19 protein-coding genes and 1 riboswitch are annotated in these 25,670 nt (G+C 65.9%); of the genes, 16 read left to right on the top strand and 3 right to left on the bottom strand.

What is annotated here, in order from left to right; all coding sequences use genetic code 11:
• Nucleotides 1–10: 10 nt before the first annotated feature.
• From F0Q34_RS10280 to F0Q34_RS10270, 3 genes are all read left to right on the top strand, one after another.
• Nucleotides 11–2,500 carry a sensor domain-containing protein gene (locus F0Q34_RS10280; RefSeq protein ID WP_149812109.1) on the top strand — a complete coding sequence of 830 codons (2,490 nt, stop codon included), beginning with the start codon at nucleotides 11–13 and terminating at the stop codon, nucleotides 2,498–2,500.
• A gap of 202 nt (nucleotides 2,501–2,702) precedes the next feature.
• Nucleotides 2,703–2,820, top strand: a riboswitch (TPP riboswitch).
• 104 nt (nucleotides 2,821–2,924) lie between these two features.
• Nucleotides 2,925–4,754 (top strand): phosphomethylpyrimidine synthase ThiC, encoded by a 1,830-nt coding sequence (gene thiC / locus F0Q34_RS10275; protein WP_149812108.1) that lies wholly within the window; start codon nucleotides 2,925–2,927, stop codon nucleotides 4,752–4,754.
• A 676-nt stretch (nucleotides 4,755–5,430) separates the two neighbouring features.
• On the top strand, nucleotides 5,431–6,429 hold the full coding sequence (locus F0Q34_RS10270) for a S8 family serine peptidase (protein ID WP_161600827.1): 999 nt from the start codon (nucleotides 5,431–5,433) through the stop codon (nucleotides 6,427–6,429).
• A gap of 253 nt (nucleotides 6,430–6,682) precedes the next feature.
• On the opposite strand, the gene F0Q34_RS10265 is transcribed toward F0Q34_RS10270, so the two are convergent.
• The gene (locus tag F0Q34_RS10265; RefSeq protein WP_149812106.1) at nucleotides 6,683–8,698 is read right to left on the bottom strand and encodes a sensor histidine kinase; all 2,016 of its coding nucleotides are present in this window, start codon (nucleotides 8,696–8,698) and stop codon (nucleotides 6,683–6,685) included.
• Nucleotides 8,699–8,798: 100 nt separating this feature from the next.
• Between F0Q34_RS10265 and F0Q34_RS10260 the strand changes: the two genes are divergently transcribed.
• From F0Q34_RS10260 to F0Q34_RS10235, 6 genes are all read left to right on the top strand, one after another.
• Nucleotides 8,799–9,284, top strand: a complete 486-nt coding sequence (locus tag F0Q34_RS10260; RefSeq protein WP_149812105.1) for a hypothetical protein — start codon at nucleotides 8,799–8,801, stop codon at nucleotides 9,282–9,284.
• A 337-nt stretch (nucleotides 9,285–9,621) separates the two neighbouring features.
• Nucleotides 9,622–9,882, top strand: coding sequence for a hypothetical protein (locus F0Q34_RS10255; RefSeq protein ID WP_149812104.1), 261 nt, complete (start codon nucleotides 9,622–9,624; stop codon nucleotides 9,880–9,882).
• Nucleotides 9,883–10,423: 541 nt separating this feature from the next.
• Nucleotides 10,424–10,939, top strand: coding sequence for a hypothetical protein (locus F0Q34_RS10250; protein WP_149812103.1), 516 nt, complete (start codon nucleotides 10,424–10,426; stop codon nucleotides 10,937–10,939).
• 171 nt (nucleotides 10,940–11,110) lie between these two features.
• Complete coding sequence (locus tag F0Q34_RS10245; RefSeq protein WP_149812102.1) at nucleotides 11,111–11,572, top strand: (2Fe-2S)-binding protein; 462 nt, start codon at nucleotides 11,111–11,113, stop codon at nucleotides 11,570–11,572.
• Entirely contained in the window at nucleotides 11,569–13,881 is a 2,313-nt protein-coding gene (locus F0Q34_RS10240) for a xanthine dehydrogenase family protein molybdopterin-binding subunit (RefSeq protein WP_149812101.1), read from the top strand. Before F0Q34_RS10245 ends, F0Q34_RS10240 begins: the two co-directional genes overlap by 4 nt.
• Before the next feature lie 58 nt (nucleotides 13,882–13,939).
• Nucleotides 13,940–14,404 carry a hypothetical protein gene (locus tag F0Q34_RS10235; protein WP_149812100.1) on the top strand — a complete coding sequence of 155 codons (465 nt, stop codon included), beginning with the start codon at nucleotides 13,940–13,942 and terminating at the stop codon, nucleotides 14,402–14,404.
• An 852-nt stretch (nucleotides 14,405–15,256) separates the two neighbouring features.
• On the opposite strand, the gene F0Q34_RS10230 is transcribed toward F0Q34_RS10235, so the two are convergent.
• A complete protein-coding gene (locus F0Q34_RS10230; protein ID WP_149812099.1) occupies nucleotides 15,257–16,147 on the bottom strand; it encodes a LysR substrate-binding domain-containing protein in 891 nt (296 codons plus the stop codon).
• A 138-nt stretch (nucleotides 16,148–16,285) separates the two neighbouring features.
• Between F0Q34_RS10230 and F0Q34_RS10225 the strand changes: the two genes are divergently transcribed.
• The 5 genes from F0Q34_RS10225 to F0Q34_RS10205 are packed head-to-tail and all read left to right on the top strand — an operon-like array spanning nucleotide 16,286 to nucleotide 22,524.
• Nucleotides 16,286–17,263 (top strand): Bug family tripartite tricarboxylate transporter substrate binding protein, encoded by a 978-nt coding sequence (locus F0Q34_RS10225; RefSeq protein WP_149812098.1) that lies wholly within the window; start codon nucleotides 16,286–16,288, stop codon nucleotides 17,261–17,263.
• Nucleotides 17,263–18,237 carry a D-2-hydroxyacid dehydrogenase family protein gene (locus tag F0Q34_RS10220; protein WP_149812097.1) on the top strand — a complete coding sequence of 325 codons (975 nt, stop codon included), beginning with the start codon at nucleotides 17,263–17,265 and terminating at the stop codon, nucleotides 18,235–18,237. The genes F0Q34_RS10225 and F0Q34_RS10220 overlap by 1 nt, the downstream gene beginning before the upstream one ends.
• 14 nt (nucleotides 18,238–18,251) lie before the next feature.
• Nucleotides 18,252–19,085: an enoyl-CoA hydratase/isomerase family protein gene (locus F0Q34_RS10215; protein ID WP_149812096.1), complete on the top strand. Its 834-nt coding sequence runs from the start codon at nucleotides 18,252–18,254 to the stop codon at nucleotides 19,083–19,085.
• Nucleotides 19,082–21,151: an acetate--CoA ligase family protein gene (locus F0Q34_RS10210; RefSeq protein ID WP_149812095.1), complete on the top strand. Its 2,070-nt coding sequence runs from the start codon at nucleotides 19,082–19,084 to the stop codon at nucleotides 21,149–21,151. The genes F0Q34_RS10215 and F0Q34_RS10210 overlap by 4 nt, the downstream gene beginning before the upstream one ends.
• A complete protein-coding gene (locus F0Q34_RS10205) occupies nucleotides 21,148–22,524 on the top strand; it encodes an MmgE/PrpD family protein (protein ID WP_149812094.1) in 1,377 nt (458 codons plus the stop codon). Before F0Q34_RS10210 ends, F0Q34_RS10205 begins: the two co-directional genes overlap by 4 nt.
• A gap of 254 nt (nucleotides 22,525–22,778) precedes the next feature.
• Here the strand turns inward: F0Q34_RS10205 and F0Q34_RS10200 are convergent, their stop codons facing one another.
• The gene (locus F0Q34_RS10200; RefSeq protein ID WP_149812093.1) at nucleotides 22,779–23,663 is read right to left on the bottom strand and encodes a LysR substrate-binding domain-containing protein; all 885 of its coding nucleotides are present in this window, start codon (nucleotides 23,661–23,663) and stop codon (nucleotides 22,779–22,781) included.
• A 99-nt stretch (nucleotides 23,664–23,762) separates the two neighbouring features.
• On the opposite strand from F0Q34_RS10200, the gene F0Q34_RS10195 reads away from it, so the two are divergent.
• The gene (locus tag F0Q34_RS10195) at nucleotides 23,763–24,425 is read left to right on the top strand and encodes an HD domain-containing protein (protein ID WP_149812092.1); all 663 of its coding nucleotides are present in this window, start codon (nucleotides 23,763–23,765) and stop codon (nucleotides 24,423–24,425) included.
• Between the two features lie 34 nt (nucleotides 24,426–24,459).
• On the top strand, nucleotides 24,460–25,440 hold the full coding sequence (locus tag F0Q34_RS10190) for a Bug family tripartite tricarboxylate transporter substrate binding protein (RefSeq protein WP_161600825.1): 981 nt from the start codon (nucleotides 24,460–24,462) through the stop codon (nucleotides 25,438–25,440).
• The last annotated feature ends 230 nt before the right edge of the window (nucleotides 25,441–25,670 follow it).

The following is a 25,670-nucleotide window of genomic DNA, read 5'->3' as shown; positions in this document are numbered from 1 at the left end:
TGGACAAGCTATGACTGAGCAAATCGCAAAAAGCGGCCCGACTCGAAGTGTCCTCGAAGCGGCCCATCGCCGGTTGTCGAGCTTGCCCAACCTCTATGACGCTGTGCCCGTCGGACTTTGCTTGATCGATGCGGATCTGCGCTTTGCTAGCATTAATAAGCAGATGGCCGAAATGATGGGGCGGCCTGCGCAGGAGGATATCGGCCGCGGCTTGGCCGAAGTTGCGCCTGGCGTCGCGGTGCAGCTCGAACCGTATCTGCGGCGGGCCTTGCGGGGCGAACGTGTGGCTGACCTCGAGCTACAGGGCTCGCAGACCAACGGCATGCATCAGGGGCGGACCTATCTGGTGTCCCTTGAGCCAGCGCGCAGCAAAAGTGAAGAGATCATCGGAGCACTGTGCTCCGTCCTCGATATCACTGCTCGCAAGCAAGCGGAGGAGGCCCTTTGGGAACACCAAGAGCGTCTTTCCAACCTGATCGCGCAGGTGGCAGTCGGCATTGCCCAGATAGATCTTAAGGCACGCTTCCTGCTGGTCAATGACCGCTACTGCGAGATCGTCGGACGGAGCCGAGAAACGCTCTTGCAGCAGCAGGTGCTGGATATCACCCATCCAGAGGACGCCACGGAGAGCCAGACCCTCCTGCAGCAATTGGTCGAGACCGGCGAGCCGTTCACCACTGAAAAGCGCTATACGAGACCTGACGGCTCGTCCGTATGGGTTAGCAATTATGTGTCCGCCACGCGCGACCCGTCTGGCCGACCGCAGTTTCTCGTGGCCATTGTTCAGGACATCACGGAGCGCAAACGGGCGGAGATGGCTCTTCGCGAGAGCGAGGAAAATTACCGCTATACAGTCGAACTGAGCCCTGAGATCCCCTGGGCCGCCGATGCCGATGGCCAGGTCACCAGAGTAAGTCCACGCTGGAGTCGCCTCTCGGGCATGGCGCCAGGGGATTCGCTTGGCACGGGTTGGCTAATGGCCGTCCATCCGGAGGATGCGCCTCGCATGCAGGCCCACTGGATGCAATCCGTAGCGTCGGGCGAACCCCTGGACGTGGATTTTCGGCTATGCCTCGCCGATGGAGGTTATCGCTGGTTCCGCTCCCGCGCGGCGGCACGGCGCGATGAGAATGGCCGAATCATCCGCTGGTACGGAACTGCCGAGGACATCCACGAACGCAAGCTGGCCGTGCAGCAGATTTCTTATATGGCGTACCACGATCCGCTGACGGATCTGGCCAACCGCCGGCTGTTCCACCAGGAGATGGGGCGAATGCTTACCGCCCTTCGTCCCGGCGAGCACCTGGCGCTCCATTTCATCGATCTGGACCAGTTCAAAGGCGTCAACGACACGCTCGGGCATGCTGCAGGCGATGCTTTGCTGCGGCAGGTCGCCGATCGGCTTCGCGGCTGCGTGCCTGAAGGCAGCTTGGTGGCCCGAATCGGGGGCGATGAGTTTGCGGTTGTTCAGACTGGCGTACGCGAGCCGGACGATGCGGCCGCTCTTGCGCGGCACATCGTCCAGATCCTGGATGAAGACTATCAAATCGATGAGCGGCACGCGGTCGTGGGTGCGAGCATCGGCATCGCCCTTGTTTCCCCTGAGGCGGCCGCACTGGAGGACGTCGTCCGGAAGGCGGATATTGCGCTCTTCCGTGCCAAAGCAGATGGACGCGGCACCTTCCGCTTTTTCGAGCCTGCCATGGACGAGGTGGTCCGGCGAAAGCAGGAGTTGAGGGTCGGCCTCCGCACAGCCCTTGATCGAGGTGAGCTGGAACTTCACTTCCAGCCGCTGGTTGGGATCTGGACGGGGGAGGTGACGTGCTTTGAGACCCTGCTGCGCTGGCAGCATCCTGGCCGAGGAATGATCTCGCCCGCCGAGTTCATCCCAGTGGCCGAAGAAACCGGACTGATCATGCGGATGGGTGAGTGGGCCCTTCGCACGGCTTGTAAGGAGGCAGCCCGGTGGCCCGATGCGATCCGCGTGGCGGTCAACCTCTCGCCGGTCCAGTTCCGCAATCCTGGCCTCGTACAGGCGGTGGCCAACGCCCTGGAGGAAGCGCGCCTTGACGCCGGGCGGCTCGAGCTGGAGATCACGGAATCGGTCTTGTTACAGGACGACCACACGAACTTCGCGGTCCTGCACGAGTTGAGCCGACTGGGCGTGCGGATCGCCCTCGATGATTTTGGCACGGGCTTCTCGTCCCTGGCCTACCTGCTCCGGTTCCCGATCGACAAGATCAAGATCGACCGCTCCTTCGTCACCGGCCTTCCGGACCGGAGAGAATCGAAAGCGGTCATCCGCGCTGTCGTCAGCATGAGCCGAAGTCTCGGCATTTCGGTCACCGCCGAGGGCGTGGAAACGGCCGGGCAACTCAAGGCCCTGCGTCAGCTGGGTTGCAATGATGCCCAAGGCTACCTGCTCAGCCGTCCGGTTCCTGCCGCGGAAGTGCTGGCTCTGATTGGTCAGCCCCCTTGGGCAGAAGGCTCGGCCGCTTAGTAGTTCAGCCGCATCCGAATCATTCGGGCGGGCCCCTCTCTGGGGCTTGGGAGAATGTTCGTTCGGGGTCAGCATGGCGCCGAGCACCGCGGCAGGCGCTCGGCGCTCCACAACCAGAGCTATCGGGCGTATCTGCGGATCGGTACCGGCGCACTCTGCTGCTAGGGACTGTTGACAATCCGGTGTCGTCTGGTCGAGTGTTTCTTGTCACCAGGGGGGTCCCGACAAGGGGCTGAGATACTGCTCGCCATTGGCAGCGCAGTGACCCGTTGAACCTGATCCAGTTCATGCTGGCGTAGGGACGGTGCGGCTGCCATGGCTCCCCCAAAAGGGGCTTTCCCCGCCATTCCTGCGTGGGTCGGGCATCCTCCATCATTCCATGTCAGCGCTGGATCTCCGTAGCGGATGCGAGGAGCTTCGGCGCATGTCGATCCAGACCACCAGCAGGCCCCCCGTTCCCGGTGCGCCAATCGTCACGACCGGCTCGCTGCCGGCCTCCACCAAGGTCTTCAAGCCAGGCATCCGGCATCCGGAACTTCGGGTTCCCATGCGCGAGATTGCCCTGCATCCCAGTGCCGGCGAACCGCCTGTGACGGTCTATGATGCCTCGGGCCCGTATACCGACCCTGCCACCGAGATCGTGATCGAGCGCGGCCTGCCCCGCCATCGCCAGGCCTGGGCCGAGGCGCGCGGCGACGTTGAGGTCTATGACGGGCGGGACGTGAAGCCCGAGGATAACGGCTTCGTCTCCCCTGACCGTCTGACTCCCACTTTCCCCGTCCGCCATCGCCCGCTGCGGGCGAAGGATGGCAAGGCGGTCACCCAGCTCGCCTATGCCCGCGCGGGCATCATCACGCCTGAAATGGAATACGTCGCCGTCCGCGAGAATCTCGGCCGTGCCCAGGCTCGCGCCGTGTTGGGACGCGACGGGGAGGATTTCGGCGCCGCCATTCCTGACCATGTCACCCCGGAATTCGTCCGCGACGAGGTGGCACGGGGCCGCGCCATCATCCCCGCCAATATCAACCACCCGGAGCTGGAACCGATGATCATCGGTCGCAACTTTCTGGTGAAGATCAACGCCAATATCGGCAATTCCGCCGTCACTTCCTCCATGGCGGAGGAGGTGGAGAAGATGGTCTGGGCGATCCGCTGGGGCGCGGACACCGTCATGGACCTTTCGACCGGCCGCAACATCCACAACATCCGCGACTGGATCCTGCGCAACGCTCCGATCCCCATCGGCACCGTCCCGCTCTACCAGGCGCTGGAGAAGGTCGGCGGCATTGCCGAGGACCTGACCTGGGAGGTCTTTCGCGACACGCTGATCGAGCAGGCCGAGCAGGGCGTGGACTACTTCACCATCCATGCCGGCGTGCGGCTGCGCCATGTTCCGCTGACGGCGGGGCGCGTGACGGGCATTGTCTCCCGCGGCGGCTCCATCATGGCGAAGTGGTGCCTGCACCATCACCGCGAGAGCTTCCTCTACGAGCATTTTGACGAGATCTGCGACATCTGCCGCGCCTATGACGTCTCCTTCTCACTCGGCGACGGGCTGCGCCCCGGCTCCATCGCCGATGCCAACGACGCTGCGCAGTTCGCGGAGCTGGAGACGCTGGGCGAGCTGACCCAGTTGGCCTGGGGGAAGGATTGCCAGGTGATGATCGAGGGCCCGGGCCATGTGCCCATGCACAAGATCAAGGCCAACATGGACAAGCAGCTCGCCACCTGCGGCGAGGCGCCCTTCTACACCCTCGGGCCGCTGACGACCGACATCGCCCCCGGCTATGACCACATCACCTCAGGCATAGGCGCAGCCATGATCGGCTGGTTCGGCTGCGCCATGCTCTGCTACGTCACGCCGAAGGAGCATCTCGGCTTGCCGGACCGCAGCGACGTGAAGACAGGCGTCATCACCTACCGGATCGCGGCCCATGCGGCGGACCTCGCCAAAGGCCATCCGGCCGCGAGGCTGCGCGACGATGCCTTGTCCCGCGCACGCTTCGAGTTCCGCTGGGAGGACCAGTTTAACCTTTCCCTCGACCCTGATACGGCGCGGTCCTTTCATGACGAAACGCTGCCAAAGGAGGCACACAAGACTGCGCATTTCTGCTCCATGTGCGGCCCCAAATTCTGCTCCATGCGCATCTCCCATGACATCCGCGCCGAGGCGCAGAAGGAGGGCATGGCCGCTATGGCGCAGAAGTTCCGAGAGGGCGGCAAGCTCTACGTGCCGCTGGGAGAGGCGCGGTAGGGGTCATCCGGACACCCGAAGAGTTCGAACGTCAACTGGTCCGGCACGTGTCTTAGTTCTGATCCAGGACGGTCCAGCCTCAGGGGTTCACTCCAATCAATAGCTGGAGTTCAAATTGAGCGAAAATCAAAGGAAATTGTGCAGCTTCCGGTAGTCGACATGATGTCTCGGAATGCATAGCATAGAGTCATTCTGACTCTGGCTACGGAGATCTAAAGATCACGGAAAGGAGAGTTCCGAAAATCACCTCATCGCCTCGTTAAAGTCGATTTCGCAACTGCATTTCTCGAGTGCAATTACAACCTTGTCAGCAAAGACAATTCGAGTGCCGATCAACCTCAGAGTCTTGGGACTTCACCTTGCACTTAGTGTCGGCGGACTGGCTAGCCTGTCCATAGGACCTTATCCTACAGCGCTGGCAAATAGCGGTGGCGGCGACAGCGGCGGGTCAGGCGGTGAGGGATTTGACAGGCGCAGCGATGGCCAAGCAGATCAGGTCCTACCGCAGCTTTTCGGCCGAGGCGGACTGTTTAACCGCATGTTCGGCGACAAGCCAGCGCCGCCCCCTGCGAGCAGCCCTGCGCCTCGACAGGCTACGAGCGCCGCGCCTCGGGAGATCGTCGTTTTTGGAATTACCCAGGCTCAACTAGGGCATTTGCCGTCAGGTGGCTTCACGGTGATAGAACAGGAGGATATTGCAGACGCCGGGGTGATGGCGCTGCTCCAAACGCCGCCTGGTCTCGGACAGAATGCCGCACTTGCATTCATATCTGCTCTGGCGCCTGCCGCGGTCGTTGCTCCAAACCATTATTATCGCAATCAAGCGACAGCCTCCGGCTGCACCGCAGAGATTTGCTCCAGCTGGACTCAGGTGGGCTGGCGCCAAAGCAGCATGTGTGGTGGTTCAGTCATCATTGGTGTCGTCGATGCGGCCATTGATACGAGGCATCCGGCTTTGGCCGGCGCACGCTTAACGCTGACCCGCTTCGCGACCCAGGATCATCCGCCTGCACCCGTCGATCACGGTACGGCAATCGTTGCCTTGTTAGTCGGGGCTCAGGAAAGTGTTGCGCCAGGCTTGTATCCAGATGCGGAAATCCTGGCGGCTGATCCTTTCACCCGTGATCCACACGGCGACGAGCGCGCAGACACTTTCGATCTAGTGCGTGCCATAGAGCATCTCGTGAGCGCCGGAGTGCAGGTGATCAATCTCAGCCTAGCTGGACCGGATAATCCCATCCTACATGCGGTGGTGGATCGGGCTCTTGCACAAGGTGTTGCGCTTGTGGCGGCCGTGGGCAATGCGGGCCCTAAAGCCAAGCCTCTCTACCCTGCCGCTTATCCAGGTGTGGTGGGCGTAACGGCACTCAGCAGCAACGGGAAGATCTACCGCCATGCTGTCCAGGGGGAGCAGGTTGATTTCGCAGCTCCGGGTGTGATGGTGCCAGTCGCCTCGTCGCTCGGCGGAGTGCGCCGGCTGTCCGGCACCTCGTTTGCCACTCCTTTCGTAACGGCTTCCATTGCCGCGTTGCTAGCCACAAACCATAGCATGACGCCATCAGAAGCAGAGAAACTTTTGGCCGACCAAGCGCGTGATCTCGGCCGCTTCGGAAAGGATCCGGCATTTGGCTGGGGGTTGGTCCAGGCCGTTCAGCATTGCGGCCTCAGCCAGTGATCCGCGGCGCATCCTGTCTATCGGGCAGCACCTCGGCTTGCACCGTACCTCTGTAAACCTCCTTCTTCATGCCAGGATAGGAGTGTAGCCTGGCGCCACGCGATCTCGGCTGCCGCTAATCGGTCAGCGGTGACCACCCTGATGGACCGCTGATCCATTTGCCTAATGGATTGGCAGACATCCAGTGGGGACCATGATCAAGGCCTGGTGTCGGCGCATTCACTCCCGAAGTAGGTCGCTACCTTGGCTGAAGTTATGCAGCAACCACTTCAGGCGGACCTGCGGCACCTATAAAGGAAATGCGGGCCTGCAGCCCCTCCGGCGCGAAGGTGAGACGGACATGGGTTCCCGCACCAAGATCGGAGGCTAGCGCTCGCTCCAGCAGGCGCGTTCCGAAGCCTCGCTTCTCGACCGGAGGCTCAATGACCGGAGGGCCACCCGTTTCGGTCCATTCCATCACCGCCAGCCCATTGGTATCGGTGTGCCACCGAAGGCTGATACAGCCTTCGTCCTGGGAAAGGGCGCCGTATTTTGTCGCATTGGTCGCCAGCTCGTGCAGCGCCAGGACGGTAGCCTGGGCTTGCTTGGGACGCAGAAGAATGCCGCGCGGCCCCTCTATGGAGACCCGCTCCTGCAAATCACTCAGCCAAGGCTTCAGTGCGGCCTGAGCGACATCAACGAGATCCGCCTCGGCCCACGCATGCTCCGTGAGCAGATCATGGGCACGAGCCAGTGTCGCCAACCGCCCATTCAGTTCGGCGCCAAGATGCTTGGGGTCCCCGCTCCCCCGCCGCAGCGTGATGCTGACGATGGACTGGACGGTTGCCAGCATGTTTTTAACCCGGTGATTCAGTTCTCGAACGAGCAGTTCACGTCCTGTCTCAGCACGGACCCGCTCAGTCACATCCTGGAGAACCATGCTGACACTCGAGATGCGGCCCTGGCTATCGCGAACAGGATGGCAGCTTGCCAGGAGATGTCGTGTATTGCGCACGGTGCCAGGAGCCTCCCCCGACAGCGGGACTTCCAGAACCGGGCGCCCACTGACGAGCACCCGGCTATGTGCGTTCTCAAGGGGTACGGCAATGCTGGGAGGAAGGACATCCGATGGGCGGCGCCCTATATGCTCGGCATCCGGAACACCCGAGACGCCAGCCAGCTTCGCGTTGACCGAAAGGAAGCAGAGATCGCGGTCCAGCAAGGCCAAGCCAACAGGAATGGTATCGTGCAGGCTCCTGAGTTCGGAAACATGGCGCAGGGCCTCTGCCTCACTCACCAGGGCGGTGAGGCGGGCTTTTTCTGCGGCGGACAGATCCGCCTCGCTGATCCGGCTTCGGCGATCGCTAAGCATGACCAGGCTGGCCGCCAGGAAGGTGGCCAGGGCGGCGAGGCTGGCTCCAACGAAGCTGGCTGTGGCCACGGGCCGGACTGAGCCCGATGCGGGCGCTATGGCAACGGCGCTCCACTCCGGGACTGTTCGCAAAGGGCGAGCCACATAATCAACCGAGGTGCCATCCGCTGCCGTTCGGCTGCCTGATTTCGCCGCATCGAATGCCATGCCGTCGAGGAACTGGCGGAGACTGAAACCAGTGCCCGGCGGCTGTGCGATAGAGCTGATGAAATGCCCGCTGCGGTCAACCAGAATCGCCACCATCCCTGCCTGGGCCACGCTGTCCAACACGTGCCTGAGGGCCAAAGCCTCAATCCGGGTGGTCACGACCCCGATCTTCTTGCCCTCCCGCTCCGCTGCCACAGCGATCGCGATGGTTGACAACTCCTCATCTGCGTCTGAGGGGCGCGTGGTGACGGCGACGCTATCATATTCAAGCGCGCGGAGGGCCGCAGAGGTCTCGTCAAGGGCGGGAAGAGGGATTCCAAACGGGACGGCCGTATTGACCAGTTGTGCAAGGGAGGTGTCGGCCACCACCAACGGATGTCCAAGAGCCAAGGCCGCTGCCCTGGCATAGCCATCCAGCGCCTGGAGATCCCATGCCGGCTGTTTCAGAACAGGCGAGGCTGCGAGGGCTGCCGCCACCGTCGCATGTCGCGTGATTTCAGCGTCGGCCGAGGCTGCCAGGGCGTGTGCAGAGGCCTCCAATGCCTGTAGACGTACGGGCCTTTCTCCGTCGTCCTGAAGCAATGCTTGTCCGGCGAGGAAGGATCCGGCGGTGCCCACCGCTGCCGCCAGCCCCAACAGGCCTGCAAGCCGCCGTCTCGCCTTACCCCCGGCTGGGGTAGGAAGCTTGCTTTCAGGCCGCTTGCCGCGCATAGCCAGTTGCACTCTAATGACCTCTTGCAATCATCGACTATGGGTACGCAATTTGCGCGGTCTTCTCAACCGAAGGGCTACAAGGCAGGCTGTGGTTCTGATGGCAGTTGCGACCTTGCTTTCTGCCTGTGCCTTAGGGCCGGCCCCGCTGAATGAAGAGCCGAAGTCCAAGCGAGGTTCCGTGGTAAGGCCGCAGAAGCCAAGCCGCAACCTATCGCCTGCGGGTCCTGATCAGGGCGCCGCGCCCTCAAGAGACGCGAACACCGCCAAGCTTGAAGAGGGTGTTGCCACTGGGGCAGGTATGATTACAAGCTCACCCACTCAAGTTTACCGCGTGAAGGCCGATGGGACAATCGGCTGCGAAAAGCCTGCCTCGCTTCACATTCTGCGTGGGCTGCGCGAGACGGGTGCGGCAAGTCCCCGGTTGCTGGCACAGGCGCACCGCGATGGCCGCTGTATGACGATCTTCCGTGTGAATGAGTGGTCCCTGGTGAGCGAGCAGGAAGAAGTCGCCAAGCTTCGCCTCCGACACGGCTCGGGTCAGCCGATCTCCCTGTATTTCTTCCGAAGCGAAATTACGCCCTGATACATGGCGCCGACGGAAGGCTTCTTCCCGCAAGCATGCGGGGAGCGATGCGTGCCGAGTGCGGTGCGCCCGAGACTCTCCGGGACTGCAGCGCGCTATGGTGCCTTCTGGCCGGCAGGCGGGTATTGCTTGCAGGCGCAAGATTGGCTTGCCTCCCCCTCCCACCGTCTTCCAGGCCAGTGGGATCCGGCCGGCCTCCATTGTCGTCGGGAGCGTTCACCATCCTGCCGCGATGCGCCCCTTGTGGCTGATGGTGATAAACGCTTGATGAAGGTAGCCATGGAAGCCGTTCATGCGGCTTTGTTGCAATCGGGTTGTCGGAGGGGAGCAGGTTCCGATGCAGGTTTCGACATCGCTGGAGGCAGGTGTCTTGCTGGACGAACTCACCGAGATCCAGCGTGAGCTCGGCAAACTCAAGGGCAAGCTGAAGCAGCAACATCGCGAGCGCCTGCGCGGCAGCATCGTGGAGGACGACGTGGAGGCCGTGACACGCGCCTTGGATCATCTTTCCAGTGCGATTGAGAGGCTGTCACGGAGGCGAGAGACGTTTATCGGCGAGATGGAAGCACGCGGCTCTGAGGCAGCCGGGAACAGGTAGCTGCCCAGCTATGCCATCGCTGTAGCCAAGCAGGGCAGGGGCGCTCCCTGAGGCACGAAAGCCTCGTGCTGAGGAGGCGAGTTTGGCTGAAGGGGGTGAACCGCTTCATTCCGGATCATGATCGAGGGCTCGTCTATAAGCTGGCCACCTTGTAGCGACTGGTCTGTGTGGCACCAGTCAGATCTGGAAGGCGCATGGGCCATGTGACGGACTCTCACCACTCAATATGGGCGCTTCGTTAATGTGACCATCTGCCACGCTGGCGCGCAGCGGCCGTAAGTCGTTCCTGTGAATGCAGAGGAGCGCTGCTTGCCACTGATGCGGCCATCCCATGCTGGGCCTGCTGCGAAGCCCGGACGCCACATGCCAGGCTCGCCTATGTAACCAAAGGCCCATTGAGAATAATGACAAGATAGAGCTGTATTAATCAGCTCAGCTTCAACTGAATTCCTTGGAAAAATTCTGCTTGACATAAGAGTTGCGGGACTTGTCTTTTTGTGGGCGGTTCGATGCTTGCTTTGCAGCTAATGGGAGGACGTTTATGTCCGGAATCAATTGGGGCGAGCCGTTCCAAATCGATCTGACTGCTCCTGGGCTCGGAACCATTCCGATTTCGGCTCCCACCTATGGCAACTTCGGTGGCCCGCTCTACTCGGCGGGTTTATTCGTCAATTCTCCCGATCCTGCGCAGCCCGATCCCGTGCCGGTAGACGCGCTCGACGCGGCGTTCCAGGAGCATGATGCGGCGTTTGACGCCGCAACGACTTCGTCAGAGCAGTCCGCTGCGGATCTCGCCCTTATTCAGCGCATCCAGGCAACCGATCTCGGTGGGATCGGTGCCGAAGCCAGTCTCTATGGTGGAGCAGCGGCTCTGGTCACGCTGGAGCAAATGGCTGTGCGTGGTGATCTTGCTCTCCTACCGCCTGAGGCACTTACCGCTGTTACTGGCGATGCACTGCAGAATATCGGAGACGGCCTGGCGGGATTGAGTGCGAATGACCTTATGGGCGCTTTTGACTGGATGGCCCAATTGAACACGGGCTGGCTGTTTTCCTGAACTGCTCCTAAGCCGCAGCATCTGGCGATACCTCCATGAACGGTCAGCCAGTGATGCGGAACTAATGGCCGCGGGCTGTGTCCCCACATGTCGGTCGGGTCGCTGGCCTCCTGGTCGATCGACCAACAGCTTGTTCTACCCCGTTCAACTGCAACAGGCGGAGGCGGATTGATGGCATCGTTCACGATCAATGGAGCACTCCATACCTTCGACGGTGACCTGGAGATGCCGCTGCTCTGGTATCTACGGGATGAACTGGGCCTCACCGGAACCAAATTCGGTTGTGGGATTGCCCAATGTGGCGCCTGTACAATCCATATTGACGGCGCCCCGTCACTGGCCTGCCAGACGCCGCTCGCGCTGGCCGAGGGCCGTGAGGTCATCACAATCGAGGGCCTCTCCCCCGAAGGGAACCACCCGCTGCAGGTGGCCTGGCGCGAGCTGAACGTGGCCCAATGCGGCTACTGCCAGACAGGCCAGATCATGCAGGCGGCCGCATTGCTGCAGGACACGCCCAATCCCACGGACGCCGACATTGACGGCGTGATGAACGGCAATCTCTGCCGCTGCGGCACCTATCCACGCATTCGCGCCGCCATCAAACAGGCCGCCAGCAAGGGAGGCCGGCTATGATCTTTCCCGACATGGGGGCCGGCGGCGGCGATCTCGCCAATGTCAGCCGCCGCGGCTTCGTCGCTGGCGCCGGTTTGGGCGCCCTGGTGCTCGCCCTGGGTCTGCCCCGCCGCTCCGTGGCACAAGGGCAGGGCGAGGCGAAATTCGGCGCCGATGGCATGCCGAATGGCTGGCGCGACGACCCAAGGATTTTCGTCGCCATCGCCGAGGACGGCACCGTCACCATCACGTGTCACCGGCAGGAGATGGGCCAGGGCGTGCGCACGTCCATCGCCATGGTGGTGGCGGAAGAATTGGGGGCAGACTGGGACAAGGTGCGCGTTGTCCAGGCGGATGGCGACGAAGCGCGTTACGGCAATCAGGACACTGACGGATCGCGCAGCCTCCGGCATTTCTTCATGCCCCTCCGCCGTGTCGGCGCCGGCGCGCGCATGATGCTGGAGCAGGCCGCCGCCACGCGCTGGGACGTGCCCGTTTCCGAGGTGCGCGCCGGGGAGCACGCCGTGATCCATGCTGCCTCTGGCCGCAGCCTCGGCTATGGCGAGTTGGCCCGGGCGGCTTCCGGTCTGCCGGTGCCGGAGCGCAGTTCGATCCGGCTGAAGGACTCCAGCCAGTTCCGCTACATCGGCCGCGAGGGCATCGGTCTGGTGGACAACCACGACATCACCACAGGCCGGGCGATCTACGGCATCGATGCCCGGGCTGAGGGGATGTTCTATGCCGTTGTTTCGCGCTCGCCAGTCTATGGCGGCAAGGTGGCCAGCCTCGACGAGGCCGAGGCGCTGAAGGTTCCCGGCGTCGTGAAGGTGTTGCGGATCGAGGCGCCCTCCATCCCCTCCGAGTTCCAGCCCGTGGGCGGCGTCGCGGTCATCGCCCGCAACACCTGGGCGGCCATGCGCGGCCGCGATGCGCTGAAGATCACCTGGGAGGATGGGCCGAACGCCGTCTATTCCTCCGACACCTACCGGCAAGGGCTGGAGGCCGCGGTCCGCCAGCCAGGCAAGGTGGTGCGCAACGAGGGCGACCTGGAGCGCGCCATGGCCGGCGCTGTGAGGCGGGTGGAGGCGGAATACTACATCCCGCATCTGGCGCAGACACCGATGGAGCCGCCGGCCGCGCTGGTGCGCATCCAGGACGGCCGCTGCGAGGCCTGGGCCTGCACCCAGGCGCCGCAGGTGACGCGCGCACGCCTGGCGCAGCGCCTCGGTCTTCCAGAGGAAGCGGTGACGGTGCATGTCACGCTGCTCGGCGGCGGCTTCGGGCGGAAATCGAAGCCCGATTTCGTGCTTGAGGCCGGGCTGTGCAGCCAGGCGATGGACGGCGCGCCGGTGAAGCTCACATGGACGCGCGAGGACGACCTGAGCCACGGCTACTATGGCACCGTCTCGGTGGAGCGGCTGGAAGCGGGGCTCGACAGCAATGGCAGGCCGGTAGCCTGGCTGCATCGCAGTGCCGCGCCCACCATTGCCGCGCTCTTCGCGCCCGACCCGAAGCACGAGATGCCGATCGAACTCGGCATGGGCTTCGTCAACATGCCCTTTGCGATCCCCAACATCCGCCTGGAGAACCCGGAGGCAGCGGCTCATGTGCGCGTGGGCTGGTACCGCTCCGTGTCCAACATTCCGCATGCCTTCGCCATTCAGTCCTTCGTGGCCGAACTTGCTCATGCCGCGGGGCGCGATCCGAAGGACTATCTGCTGGACTTGATCGGCCCCGCACGGGTGATCGACCCGACCGATCTCGGCGATGCCTGGAACCACGGTGAGGATCCGAAGCGTTACCCGATCGACACCGGCCGCCTGCGCCGGGTGGTGGAAACGGCGGCGGCGGGCATCGAATGGGGCCGGCCGCTGCCGCGTGGCCGGGGCCTGGGCATCGCCGGCCACTACAGCTTCGTCAGCTATGTCGCGGTCGCGGTGGAGGTGGAGGTGGGCGAGGGCGGCGCCTTCTCGGTTCCGCGGGTGGATATTGCGGTGGATTGCGGCCCGGTGGTGAACCCGGAGCGGGTGCGCGCGCAGATGGAAGGCGCGGTGGTGATGGGCCATGGCCTCGCCACCTCCGCCGAGATTTCCTTCAAGAACGGCCGGGCGGAGCAGCAGAACTTTGATCTCTACGAACTGACGCGTATCGCCACGGCGCCGCGGGAGATCCGGGTGCATATCCTGCCGGGTGGCAACTATGACCGGCCCCTTGGCGGAGTGGGCGAGCCGGGACTTCCACCGGTGGCGCCGGCCATTGCCAACGCGATCTTCGCCGCAACGGGCAAGCGCATTCGCCGACTGCCCGTGCGAGACCAGCTCAGCACCTGATCGAAAGGTGCGGGCTTGGCCGGGCCAGAGGTGTCCAGGCTCCGCAACCGAAGCTCATATGGGCGATCTCGAGAAAACCGTGATCACCTTTGACAGCCGGAGACCAGCGCCGATGACTTTCCGCCTCATTCTTGCCGCACTGGGCGGGCTCTGCGCCATCCTTCCCGCGGTTCCCGCCCTGGGCTCCCCCTGTGGCGAGCGAATTGCCGCCCTGGAGCGGCGCCTTGACGAAGGCACGGCCCGCGCGGCCGCAGCCTCCTCGGGCGGTCAGGCTGTGGCGGCGGCGCGGGAAGGACAGGCTTCCCAGCCTGGCACTCGTAATGAGCCCAGAATGCCTTTCCAGGATCCCGCACAGGAATCACATGCCACACGCCAGGCGGCCGAGGTGGGCGGAGGCGGGACCGGAATGGCAGAGGCCAGGGCCGCTTTGAACCAGGCGCGGACGCTCGACCAGCAGGGAAACGCCCCGGGCTGCATGGAGGCGGTGATGGAAGCCGAGCGTCGATCAGTATCCCGACCCTGACCCCTTGCTCATTCGGGACAGCCGCAGGGGGACATTTTGAAGAGGCCATTGCTTTACCCGCTGCGGCAATCTGGGAGGACGGGCAGTGATTTCCCCTGCTGATGAGGCTGGATGATCAGCTTGGTGCCGCTGGCGTCGTTATCTGCAGCAAGCCTATGGGCCATAGGAGCACAACTCTGGCGCTAGGCGAGCTAAAGCAGGCAAAGGTGTAGGCTAGGTGGGTGACGTCGATCTTTACCCGTGACTGGGCAAGCAAATGGTGCAGCTAGAGTGGCTGGCCAAGGCCGAGACTGTCATGCCAGTTGCATGGCCTTCCTGGCCAGCGGGTCAGAACCCAGAGACTGTTCGCTCCCGGTCCCGTTCCCTACACCATCAACTCAATACCTTAGCCGATTTTCGGGGCCGCTTCGGAACCACCTGTAAGCCTTGTGGACCTTTTACGGACCTGTTTTGGCCGGTGCTTCAGATCCTTGGAGCGGAGGCTCTTGTGCCTGAAGGCGGCATTCCGCTCCTTGCCCATCGTCACTGGCAGGCTGCTTGAGGGACATGTTCGCTTTCAGGGAGCAACGTACCGGCACCGATGGCTGAGACGGCGCGGAACTGTCGGTCACGGCAAAGGCTGGGTGAAGGTGTCCGGCAGCGGCAGGGTGTCCGCCAAGGGCACGCCCTTCCACGACGCATGGCCCTTCGCCCGGCAATCGATCGCAGCTGCGCCCGGCCATGTCGTTGGCGTCCCGTACTCGAATCCGCCCCACCTCGTGGAGGACAACACCGCGCTGCCCGACCTGCGACAGATGGATGGCAGATGAGACAGGGGCTGCACCACCTCCCCGTCACCAACCCCGAGCGGCTCTACGGCTTTTGATCCGGTAGGGTATTCTCGGTCCGCGCTTCGCGGACCAGCCAGTCCGCGAAGGTGCCGAGGGCCTCGCCGATGCGCCCTGTCGGCAGGAAGAGCCAGTAAAGGTCGCCCGTCGGAATGCTGATGTCGGAAAGCGCCACGAGCTTGCCCGTTTCCACCTCCTCGCGCACGAAGGAGGGAGAGCAGATGACGATGCCGAGGCCTTCCATGGCCGCCTGGATGGCCAGCGTTGTGCTTTCGAACAGCAGGGGCGGCTGCATGGCATCCGTACTCGCCTGCCGCAGCCAAAGGTCCCAGTCCCCGGCGCGGACCTTGCTTCCCAGCAGCCTGGCCGAGGCGGGCCACGGACCTGGCACCCCCTTCAGAAGAGACGGCGCGGCGAAGGGCGAGATCATGACCGCCTGCAGGCGGCGTCCTCCGAACGGGGGCGCTGCATCTGCGTGCACCGTTTGAACGGCCGCGTCCACCCCCTCACGTGCCAGGTCGACGATCGCTGTGGAGGTGGAGACTTCCACGTCGATGCCCGGATGCGCCGCGTGGAAGCGGGGCAGGCGCGGGATGAGCCACCGCAACGCCCAGGTCGTGTAGGCGCGGATGCGCAAGGGCGCCGGCTGTGCCCGCAGATGGTCCACCGCAGCCTGGATCTGCGAGAAGCCTGACTGCAATTCCTCCGCGAAATGCGCCCCTGCCTTGGTCAGGCCGATGGCGTTGACACTCCGCCGGACCAGCGAACAGCCCAAGGTCAGCTCCAGATCCCGCAGCCGCTTGCTGACCGCTGGCTGCGTGACACCCAGCGCGGCCGCCGCAGCGGTGAGACTGCCGGTCTCCGCGACGATGCGGAAAGCCCACAGGCTCTCGAAGGGCAGTGGGGAACGGCTCATCGAAGCACCCTAACATCAGGTTGGGGTACAGCAAGAAATTCTAGGACTTTTTTGTTGGTCCGGGACGGGACGAGACTGCTGGAAACAAGGCGCCCGGCGGCATGGCCGCAAGGGCCAGCCACCGGAGGATGCCAGCCCATGAACCGTCGCACCGCCCTGATGATGTTGCCTGCCCTGGCCGGGCTCCGCGCCCCGGCCGTGTTGGCCCAGGGGCGCTATCCTGACCGGCCGATCCGCCTGATCATCCCTTTCGCGGCTGGCGGCAGCAACGACATCGTTGGCCGGGTCATCGCGGAAGGGATGGGTGCCCGGCTGGGACAAAGCTTCGTGGTGGAGAACCGTGGCGGCGCCGGTGGCGTGCTCGGCAACGAGGCCGTGGCCCAGTCGCCAAAGGATGGCTACACGCTGCTGCTGGGCGGCAGCGGCAGCTTCCTGATCAGCAGCCTGGTGCAGCCCAAGCTCTCCTACGACATCATCCGGGACTTCGCGCCGGTCGGCTTCATCGGCAACGCGCCGAACGTCATCACGGTGAACCCCAAGGTCGAGGCCCGCGGCATGGGCGAACTGCGCGACCTGGCGCGCCGCGCCAAGCCGCCGCTCTCCTATGCCAGCCCGGGGGTGGGCACCACGGGCCATGTCCTGGGGGCGCTGCTGGCACTCGAGTTCGGTGCCGAGATGGAGCACATCCCTTATCGTGGCACGGGGCCCGCCATCACCGATGTCCTGGCCGGACGTGTGCAGATCCTGACCAATGCCGCGGCGCCCCTGCGGCCCCACATCGCCTCGGGCGGGCTGCGCGCCCTGGCGGTGGCCGCCCCGCGCCGCCTGGACTTCCTCCCGGAGGTGCCGACCACCGTCGAGCAAGGCTTCCCCAAGGTCCTGTCGTCGACCTGGTACGGCATCCTGGGCCCGGCAGGCATGCCGGAGGACCGTGTGGCGGCGCTCCACGCCGCGCTGAACGCCACCCTGGCGGATGCTGCCGCCAAGCAGCGCCTGGCCGAGGAAGGCGTCGAGATCGAGGCGAGCCCGAGCCCCGCCGACTATGCGCGCTTCATCGAGGCGGACCGCACGCGCTGGCAGGAAGTCGTGACCCGCGCCAACATCCGGGCCGAGTGATGCCGCGTGCCCCGCTCCGCCGCATCCTGGTGCTGGACGATTTTGGCGACGCCGCGCCGGGCTCCGCCGACTGGTCCGGCCTGCCCGTCACCTTCCTCGACCGGAAGCTGGATGAGGAAGACCTCGTCGCACGCCTCACGGCCGAGGATGCCGATGCCGTGGTGCTGATCCGCGAGCGCAGCGCCTTTCCCGCCAGCCTGGTGCGGCGCCTGCCCGGGTTGCGGCTGGTGGTGACCACCGGCATGCGCAACCGGGTGCTCGACCTCGACGCCTGCGACGCTGCGGGCATCGCCGTCTGCGGCACGCCCTCCCTGGCCTCGCCCACGGTGGAGCTGACCTGGGGGCTGATCCTTTCCCTGGCGCGCGGCATCCCGCAGCAGGAGCTGCTTCTGCGGCAGGGCGCGTGGCAGCAGGGAACAGGGTTGGGGCTGGAAGGCGCGACCCTGTCCATCGCCGGGCTGGGGCGGATCGGCACCGGCGTCGCAGCCATCGGCCGCGCCTTCGGCATGCGGCTGCTGGCCTGGAGCCCCAACATGACGGCGGCCACCGCCGAGGCCGCGGGCGCCGAGCTGGTGGACAAGGAAACGCTGTTCCGCCAGGCCGACATCCTGACGCTGCATCTCGGCCTGGGGCCTGCCACGCGCGGCATCATCGGCGCGGCGGAACTGGCCCTGATGCGCCCCGGCGCGCTGCTGGTGAACACCGCGCGTGGCCCGCTCGTGGATCAGGCGGCGCTGATCGCGGCCCTGCGCAGCGGCCATCTGGGCGGCGCCGCCATCGACACGCACGAGCCCGAGCCCATGACTGCCGACGACCCCATCCGGCAGGCACCGAACACCCTTCTGACGCCGCATCTCGGCTACGTCACGCAGCAGAACTTCCGCCTGTACTTCGAGGGCGCGGTGGAATGCCTGCGGGCCTGGAACGAGGGCATCCCATTGCCGCGGCCGCTGAACGCTGCCGCCAAAGCCTGACGAGGATCGACACCATGACCCCCAACTCCGCCGAATCCGACGCCATCCTGCTCGAGGCCGACGGCCCGGTCGCGGTGCTCACCCTGAACCGCCCGGCGGCCCGCAACGCCATCGACGACGACATGCGGGCGGACTTGATGGCGGCCCTGGACCGCGTCGCCAGGACCGACAGCGTCAAGGCGCTGGTGATCACCGGTGCGGGCAAGGGCTTCTGCTCGGGCGGCGACGTGAAGTCGATGCAGGCGCGCCTGTCCGTGCCGCCGGGCGAGGTGGCGCTGAATGGCTGGCGCCGGCAGCAGCGCACGCACCACGCCATCTCCATGCTGCACGCGCTGCCGAAGCCGACCATCGCCGCCGTCAACGGCGCCGCCACGGGGCTGGGCTGCGATGTCGCGCTGTGCTGCGACTTCATCATCGCCTCCGACGCCGCGCGCTTCGCCATGACCTACATCCTGCGCGGGCTGATCCCGGATGGTGGCGGCATGTATTTCCTGCCGCGCCGTGTCGGCCTGTCGCGCGCCAAGGAACTGATCTTCTCCGGCCGCACGGTGGAGCCGGAGGAAGCCTTGCGGATCGGCATGATCGACCGCGTCACAGGTGCCGGGACGCTGCTGGACGACGCGCGCGCCTGGGCCGCCGAACTGAGCCACGGCGCCCCCGCCGCGCTGGCACTGAGCAAGAACATTCTTGATCAGACCTTCGAACTCTCGGTGGAACAGGTCTTCTCCATGGGCAGCCAGGCGCAGGCCATCTGCTACAGCTCCCGCGAGCACCAGGAGTCCGTCGCCGCCTTCCTGGAGGGCGTCGCCCAGCGCCGCGCGGCCAAGCAGAAGGGAGAGGTGGCATGAGTGCCATCGGCGCCCTGCTGCGTCCGCGCAGCGTCGCGGTGATCGGTGCCTCCGCCGATGCCGGCAAGATGACCGGCCGCCCGGTCGGCTATCTGCAGAAATACGGCTTCACCGGTGAGATCTGGCCGGTGAACCCGCGCGCCGACAGCATCGCGGGCCTGCGCTGCTACCCCGATGTGGCCGCGCTGCCTGGCGCTCCGGACGCCGCCATCGTGCTGCTGGGGCCGGAGCGGGCCGAGGCGGCGGTGCGCGACCTCGCGGCCAAGGGCTGCCAGGCCACCATCGTGCTGGCCAGCGGCTACGGCGAGGCAAACGAGGACGGCGCCCAGCGGCAACAGGCGCTGAAGGACGCGGCGGGCGGGATGCGGCTACTCGGCCCCAACACCATCGGGCTGGTGAACCTGACGGACGGCATGATGCTCTCCGCCACTGGCGCCCTGGAGGTCGGCAACTTCGCCACCGGCCGCATTTCGGTGGTGTCGCAGAGCGGCGGCATCCTGGGCTCGCTGCTGTCGCGCGCGGCGGACCGGGGCATCGGCTTCGCCAAGCTGGTCTCCACCGGCAACGAGGCGGATATCGACAGCAGCGAGATGATCGCACATCTGGTGGAGGACGAGGCCACCGACGTCATCGCCGTCTACATGGAGGGGCTGCGGCGGCCCGAGGTCTTCAAGCAGGCCGCGCGGCGGGCGGCCGAACTGGGCAAGCCCATTGTCGTGTACAAGGTCGGCCGTTCGGATTCCGGGGCAAGGGCGGCCACGTCCCATACCGGCGCGCTGGCCGGGGCGGACCGGGTCTACGATGCGCTGTTCCGGCAATACGGCGTCATCCGCGCCGAGAGCTTCACGGACCTGCTGGACATCCCCGCGGCCCTGGCCTCCGGGCGCCGCATGAAGGGGGACCGGGTCGCCATCCTGACCTCCACGGGGGGCGCCGGCACGCTGCTGGCCGACAATTGCGGCCTGGCGGGCATCGAGGTCCCCTCGCCGGACGAGGCGACGACCCAGCGCCTTGCCGCCTTGCTCAACGAGGACCCCGCCGCAATTGGTCGGAACCCCGTGGATGTCACGCTGGCCGGGCTGCGGCCGGACCTGTTCCGCGGCGCCATCGACGCGCTGCTGGAAAGCCCGAGCTACGATGTCGTGGTCGTCGTGATCGGTTCCTCCGCCCTGGCGACGCCGGACATCGTGGCGGGCGCCATCGTCGAGTGCCAGGCGCGCAGCGAGAAGCCCGTGCTGGCCTATGTCAGCCCGCACGCCCCGCATCTGGTCCGGCTGCTGAATGGCCAGGGCATACCCGCCTTCGCGACGCCGGAAAGCTGCGCCACCGTGCTGCGTGCCCTGCATCGCCGCGCGCTTCCGCCACTGCCGCATCCCGTGGCCAGCGATGCTTCCGTGCTGGCGGACCTGCCCGCCGGGAACCTCAACGAGGCCGAAAGCAAGGCCATCTTCGCACGGTTCGGGGTACCGATGACCCGCGAGCATGTGGCGGCCGACGCGGCAGGCGCTACGGCCGCCGCGCGGGAGCTTGGCGGCGAGGTGGTGCTGAAGGTGCTGTCCCGCGCCATTGCCCACAAGAGCGACATCGGCGGTGTTCGCGTCGGCCTCCGGGCCGAAGAGGTGCCGGATGCCTGCGCCACCATGCGGCAGCGGCTGAAGGACGCCGGGGCGCCGGATCCGGAAGGCTTCCTGGTGCAGGAGCGTATCCGCGGCGGGGTCGAGATGATCCTAGGCTTCCACCGGGACCCGCAACTGGGACCGGTCATCCTGCTCGGCTCCGGCGGCGTGGCAGCGGAACTGTTCCAGGACACCACCCTTCGCCTGCTGCCGATTTCCCGCACTGACGCGGAGGCCATGGTGGAGGAACTGAAGGCCGCCCGGCTGCTGCGCGGCTACCGTGGTGCTCCGGCGGCCGATGTCCCGGCCCTGGTGGACGCCGTCATGGCCTTTGCCGCCATGGCCGGCGCGGCGGGGGAGCGCCTCCTGGAAGCGGAGATCAACCCGCTCTTCGTGCTGCCGGGGGGTCAGGGCGCCCGGGCGGTGGATGGATTGGCGGTGCTTCGGTGACCACGGCTCCGCTGCCCATCCTGGCCGCCCATGCCGCAGGCTGGCGGCATGCCGCCTGGCCGGAGGGCCTGGAGCACCATGCGCGGCGGGCCCTGCTGGACTGGTTCGCCGCCACCCTGCCCGGCACGCGGCAGCCCCCGGCCACCTTGCTGGCGGCGGCGCTGGCGGATGAGCGGGGGGAAGGCACCGCCATCTGCTACGTGGACGGGCAGCGCGGCTCCGCCCGGCATGCTGCGTTGCTGAACGGCATCGCGAGCCACACGGTCGAGTTCGACGACATCCACCGGGATTCCGGGTTGCACCCTGGCAGCCCGACCGTAGCCGCGGCCCTGGCCGTGGCGCAGGCGCGCGGCACCGGCATGGACGCGCTGCTGCGTGCCATGGCGGCGGGCTACGAGGTCGGGGGCCGCATCGCCCTGGCGGTGCAGCCCAGCCATTACCGCATGTGGCACACCACCGCGACGGTCGGCACCATCGCGGCCGCCGTGGCCGCTGCGGTTCTGCTGGATTGCGATGCCGATCAGGTTGGCCATGCGGTCGCCCTGGCCGCCACCATGTCCGGCGGGTTGCAGCAGGCATTCCGTGGCAGCGGAATGAGCAAGCCGATGCACCCGGGCCACGCCGCCGAGGCGGGCGTGCTGGCGGCGCGGGCCGCGGCGGCTGGCGTGACCGGTGCGCCGGACGTGCTGGATGGTCCGGCTGGCTTCGCCGCCGCCACCAGTGATTCGACCGGGCGCTGGGACCTCGCGCTGGCCGACCTCGGCACCCGCTTCGTGATCGGCGAGATGACGTTCAAGAACCACGGCTGCTGCGGGCATATCTTCCCGGCGCTCGACGGCTTGCTGGCTCTGCGGGCGCGGCATCCTTTCCAGCCGGAGGACGTGTCCCGCATCCATGTCGCGGGATACCGGGCCACGGCGGAGATGTGTGACCGGCCATCCGTGCGAACCGAGCAGGAAGCCCGTTTCAGCATGCAGTTCTGCGTCGCGGCGCTGTTGCACCACGGGGCGGTCCGGCTGAATGCCTTCACGCCGGAGCGGCTGCGCGACCCGGTTCTGCAGGCTTTCATGCCCAAGGTGTCCGTCAGCCTGGCGCCGGAACTGGTCGACGCCTATCCGAGACGTCGCGCGGCCCGGCTGCTGCTGGAGCTCAGGAGCGGTCAGGTGTTCGAGCACGAGCAGCCTAACCGGAAGGGAGATCCGGAGGATCCGCTCACCGATGAGGAACTGGACGCCAAGTTCGGAGAACTGGTGGAGCCTCTCTTGGGAAAGCCGGGAGCGGTAAAGCTTCGAGAGCTGATCCGGCGGGGCGGGGAACTCCCGGGCTCGGTGGTGCCCATCTCAGTGCCGATCGCGCAGCCTCATGAAGCATGAAAGGTGCTTCATCATGGCTGTAGCAGGGCCCGCCATATCGTTCAGCCGCGAGGGCGCCGTCACCCGATGCGCCCCATCTGCGCGCCGGTTGACGCCCTTTCCCGTCCTTCGCGCCCGTAGCGTGAAGCGGAAGCTGAATGCGAGGGAGCGCATGCTTTAAAGCGGGCAGGCATCAGCTTTGTTGTCGCATTTGGGCGCGAAGCTGCCGATGCCTGGAGGACAAGGGCATCGCGAACCAGTGGGGCCATGCCGCGTCAACCCATCACCTCCCGCAGACAGCGCCGGAACTCCAGTGCCAGGCGCGAGGGAGGGCGGTGGCGGGACTCCACCAGATAGGCGCTGTTGCGCACCGGCAGGTCGAGCGGACGGGTTTCCAGGTCGGCCCCGCCGGCGGCAAGCAGGCCGAAGCCGTCCAGCACCGCCACCCCCGCCCCGCGCCGCACCAGCGCCCCGGCGACCGAGGCCAATGCGCTTTCGATCGCGATCCGGAAGGGCAGGCGGGCCTGTTCGAAGGCCACACTGAGCTGCGCGCCGGTTTGGTACTGCAGGCCCGGACAGATCAAGCGCTCGCATGCGAGGTCGGCGAGAGAGATGCTTTCCTGCGCGCACAGCCTGTGGCCGCGCGGCAGCAGGCAGCCGAGGCCACGCGACCCCAGCTCGATTGTCCGCACGCTGGCATCGCCGGTCGCGCCAATGATGGCGCCGAGGTCAACCTGGTGATCGGCCACCAGATTCACCACCTGCTGCGCCGGCGACACGTGCAGCAGCACCGCGACCTCCGGCCGGTCGGCGTGGAAGCGCTGAATCGAATCCGCCACCGCGCCGCTGGCCAGTGCCGCCACCGTCGCGACCTTCAGCGTGCCGGCCCGGCCCTCGCGCAGGTTCTCGGTCAGGCGGTGCACGGCATCGAGCGCGGCGAAGGCATTCGCCGTCTCGGCAAAGAGGGCGCGGGCCTCCGGCGTGGGGAGCAGGCGCTTGCGGACGCGAGTGAACAACGGAAAGCCGATCCGCGCCTCGGTCTGGCGCAGCATCCGGCTGACCGCGGGCTGGGAAACGCGCAGCCTTGCAGCCGCTGCCGTGACACTGCCCGCCTCCATGATGTGCCGGAACACTTCGAGTTCGCGGAATGGAAGGTTCATAACGCCACGTTATCATGAAGACGTGCACTTTGTATTGGCGGCCTCCGCTGGGCACGCTGCACCATCGCCGCATCCCGGCATTCAGGACCCGTGACAGCAATGAACTTCCTCGATCGCCGAGAACGGCGCCCGATCACAGATGCGCTGCGCGCCAGAGTGCTGGAGGACCTGCCCGAGCTGTCCAACGTCCAGAACAGGGAGCTGCGCCGGAAGACCATCGAAGCCTGGGCCCATGCCCTTTCCGAGAGCAGCTTCGAGCGGATCCGCGACATCCCCGGCGAGGCCAACCCGGGCATGTTCCGCCTCAGGCATGGCGACCAGGCGACGCATCTGCGCGGCGTCGCCCGAATAGCGCTGGCCATCGCCGATGACTTCCTCGGCACCTTTCCTGAGGCGGAGATCCATCGCGACATCATCCTCGCCGGTGGGCTGATGCACGATGTCGGCAAGGCGTTCGAGTTCGATCCTGCGAACCGCGCCCGCTGGGCTGCGGACGGCTCGCAGGCTGGCATGCCATCCCTCCGGCACCCGGTCTATGGCGCGCATGTCTGCATCGCCGCCGGCCTGCCCGAGGAGATCGTGCACATCGTCATGGGACATTCCTTCGAGGGCGAGCTGGTCAATCGCAGCCTGGAATGCCTGATCGTGCACAAGGCGGATCATCTCTGGTGGTCCATCGCCGGCGCCTGCGGCCTGCTGGAGCCCGAGACGGCAAAGGCGCTGGAAGCCCGGAAGATCACGCCGCGCGCGCCGCGCGGCTGACACGCCTGGCCCTCGGCCATAGATGGAGACGCCGATGACGCACTTCCCGCGCCGCGCATTGCTTGGCCTCCTGGCCGCGGGCAGCATGGTCAAGCCGTTCACGGTGTGGGCGGTGGATTATCCGAGCCGCGCGGTCCGCATCATCGTCCCCTATTCAGCCGGCGGCAGCAGCGATGTGGTGGCGCGCTTCGCCGCGGAGCTGCTGCGCCCGCGCATGGATGGGCAGCCGGTGGTGGTGGAGAACCGCCCGAGCGCCAATGCGGTGACCGGCATGCAGCATGTGGCGCGGGCCGAGCCGGATGGATACACGTTGCTGCTCGGCGGCGCTTCGACCAATGCGGTGAACCCGCATCTTTATCGCCGCAAGCCGTATGACGGGATCGCCGACTACACCGTGCTCGGGCTGGTGGGCACGGGGCCGCTGGTGGTTTCCGTGCATCCAGGGCTGCCGATCCATAGCCTCCAGGAACTGATCGCCTATGCCAGAGCCAATCCGGGCAAGCTCGCCTTTGGATCAAGCGTCGGGGTGACGTTGCATCTGGCGGGCGAACTGTTGAAGACGCTGGCCGGCATCGACATGCTGCACGTGCCCTACAACAGCAACACCCAGGCGCTGACCGACGTTGTCGCTGGGCGGCTGCAGGTGATGTTCGATCCCGTCAGCAACTCCGCATCCTTCATCGCCGATGGGCGGCTGCGCCCGATCGTGGTGCCGGCGCCTCGGCGCGCCGCCGCGCTGCCAGAGGTGCCGACCTCGGCCGAGGCCGGGCTGCCCGCCTTCGAGGTCCTGACCTGGTTCGGCCTGTTCGGCCCGGCCGGCATGCCGGCGGAGATCGTGACGACGCTCAACCGGCGGCTCAATGCCGGGCTCATGGAGCAGGCATCGGTGGATCAGCTGGCCCGGCTCGGGCTTAACCCGGCGCCGACCGATCCGGCAGGTGCGGCGGCTTATCTGAAGGCGGATTCCGAGAAATGGGCTGGGGTAATCCGGCGCATCGGACTGGTGGTGGATTGAAACGGTGCTGCGGGAGGGACAGGCTTCCCAGCATGGCACTCGCAATCAGCCCAGGATGCCTTTCCAGGATCCGGCACGGGAAGCACAGGCCACGCGCCAGGCGGCCGAGATGGACGGAGACGAGGCCGGGATGGCAGAGGCCAGAGCCGCCTTGAACCAGGCGCGGGCGCCCAACCGGCCGGGAAACGCGCCGGGCTGCATGGAGGCGGTGGTGGAAGCCGAGTGCCGGC

Origin of the sequence: Teichococcus oryzae, from assembly GCF_008386565.1 — a bacterium.
GTDB lineage: Bacteria > Pseudomonadota > Alphaproteobacteria > Acetobacterales > Acetobacteraceae > Pseudoroseomonas > Pseudoroseomonas oryzae.
The sequence above is the reverse complement of the archived record's forward strand: the minus strand, read 5'-3'. Positions and strand labels throughout refer to the sequence as shown.

Excerpts from the sequence above, each read along its gene's own strand:
- F0Q34_RS10240 (WP_149812101.1), top strand. The coding sequence starts at position 11,569 with ATGATCTTTCCCGACATGGGGGCCGGCGGCGGCGATCTCGCCAATGTC.
- F0Q34_RS10215 (WP_149812096.1), top strand. The coding sequence starts at position 18,252 with ATGACCCCCAACTCCGCCGAATCCGACGCCATCCTGCTCGAGGCCGAC.
- F0Q34_RS10265 (WP_149812106.1), bottom strand. The coding sequence starts at position 8,698 with ATGCGCGGCAAGCGGCCTGAAAGCAAGCTTCCTACCCCAGCCGGGGGT.
- F0Q34_RS10195 (WP_149812092.1), top strand. The coding sequence starts at position 23,763 with ATGAACTTCCTCGATCGCCGAGAACGGCGCCCGATCACAGATGCGCTG.
- F0Q34_RS10250 (WP_149812103.1), top strand. The coding sequence starts at position 10,424 with ATGTCCGGAATCAATTGGGGCGAGCCGTTCCAAATCGATCTGACTGCT.
- F0Q34_RS10245 (WP_149812102.1), top strand. The coding sequence starts at position 11,111 with ATGGCATCGTTCACGATCAATGGAGCACTCCATACCTTCGACGGTGAC.
- thiC (WP_149812108.1), top strand. The coding sequence starts at position 2,925 with ATGTCGATCCAGACCACCAGCAGGCCCCCCGTTCCCGGTGCGCCAATC.
- F0Q34_RS10210 (WP_149812095.1), top strand. The coding sequence starts at position 19,082 with ATGAGTGCCATCGGCGCCCTGCTGCGTCCGCGCAGCGTCGCGGTGATC.
- F0Q34_RS10260 (WP_149812105.1), top strand. The coding sequence starts at position 8,799 with ATGGCAGTTGCGACCTTGCTTTCTGCCTGTGCCTTAGGGCCGGCCCCG.
- F0Q34_RS10280 (WP_149812109.1), top strand. The coding sequence starts at position 11 with ATGACTGAGCAAATCGCAAAAAGCGGCCCGACTCGAAGTGTCCTCGAA.
- F0Q34_RS10220 (WP_149812097.1), top strand. The coding sequence starts at position 17,263 with ATGCCGCGTGCCCCGCTCCGCCGCATCCTGGTGCTGGACGATTTTGGC.
- F0Q34_RS10235 (WP_149812100.1), top strand. The coding sequence starts at position 13,940 with ATGGGCGATCTCGAGAAAACCGTGATCACCTTTGACAGCCGGAGACCA.
- F0Q34_RS10255 (WP_149812104.1), top strand. The coding sequence starts at position 9,622 with ATGCAGGTTTCGACATCGCTGGAGGCAGGTGTCTTGCTGGACGAACTC.
- F0Q34_RS10225 (WP_149812098.1), top strand. The coding sequence starts at position 16,286 with ATGAACCGTCGCACCGCCCTGATGATGTTGCCTGCCCTGGCCGGGCTC.
- F0Q34_RS10230 (WP_149812099.1), bottom strand. The coding sequence starts at position 16,147 with ATGAGCCGTTCCCCACTGCCCTTCGAGAGCCTGTGGGCTTTCCGCATC.
- F0Q34_RS10200 (WP_149812093.1), bottom strand. The coding sequence starts at position 23,663 with ATGAACCTTCCATTCCGCGAACTCGAAGTGTTCCGGCACATCATGGAG.
- F0Q34_RS10190 (WP_161600825.1), top strand. The coding sequence starts at position 24,460 with ATGACGCACTTCCCGCGCCGCGCATTGCTTGGCCTCCTGGCCGCGGGC.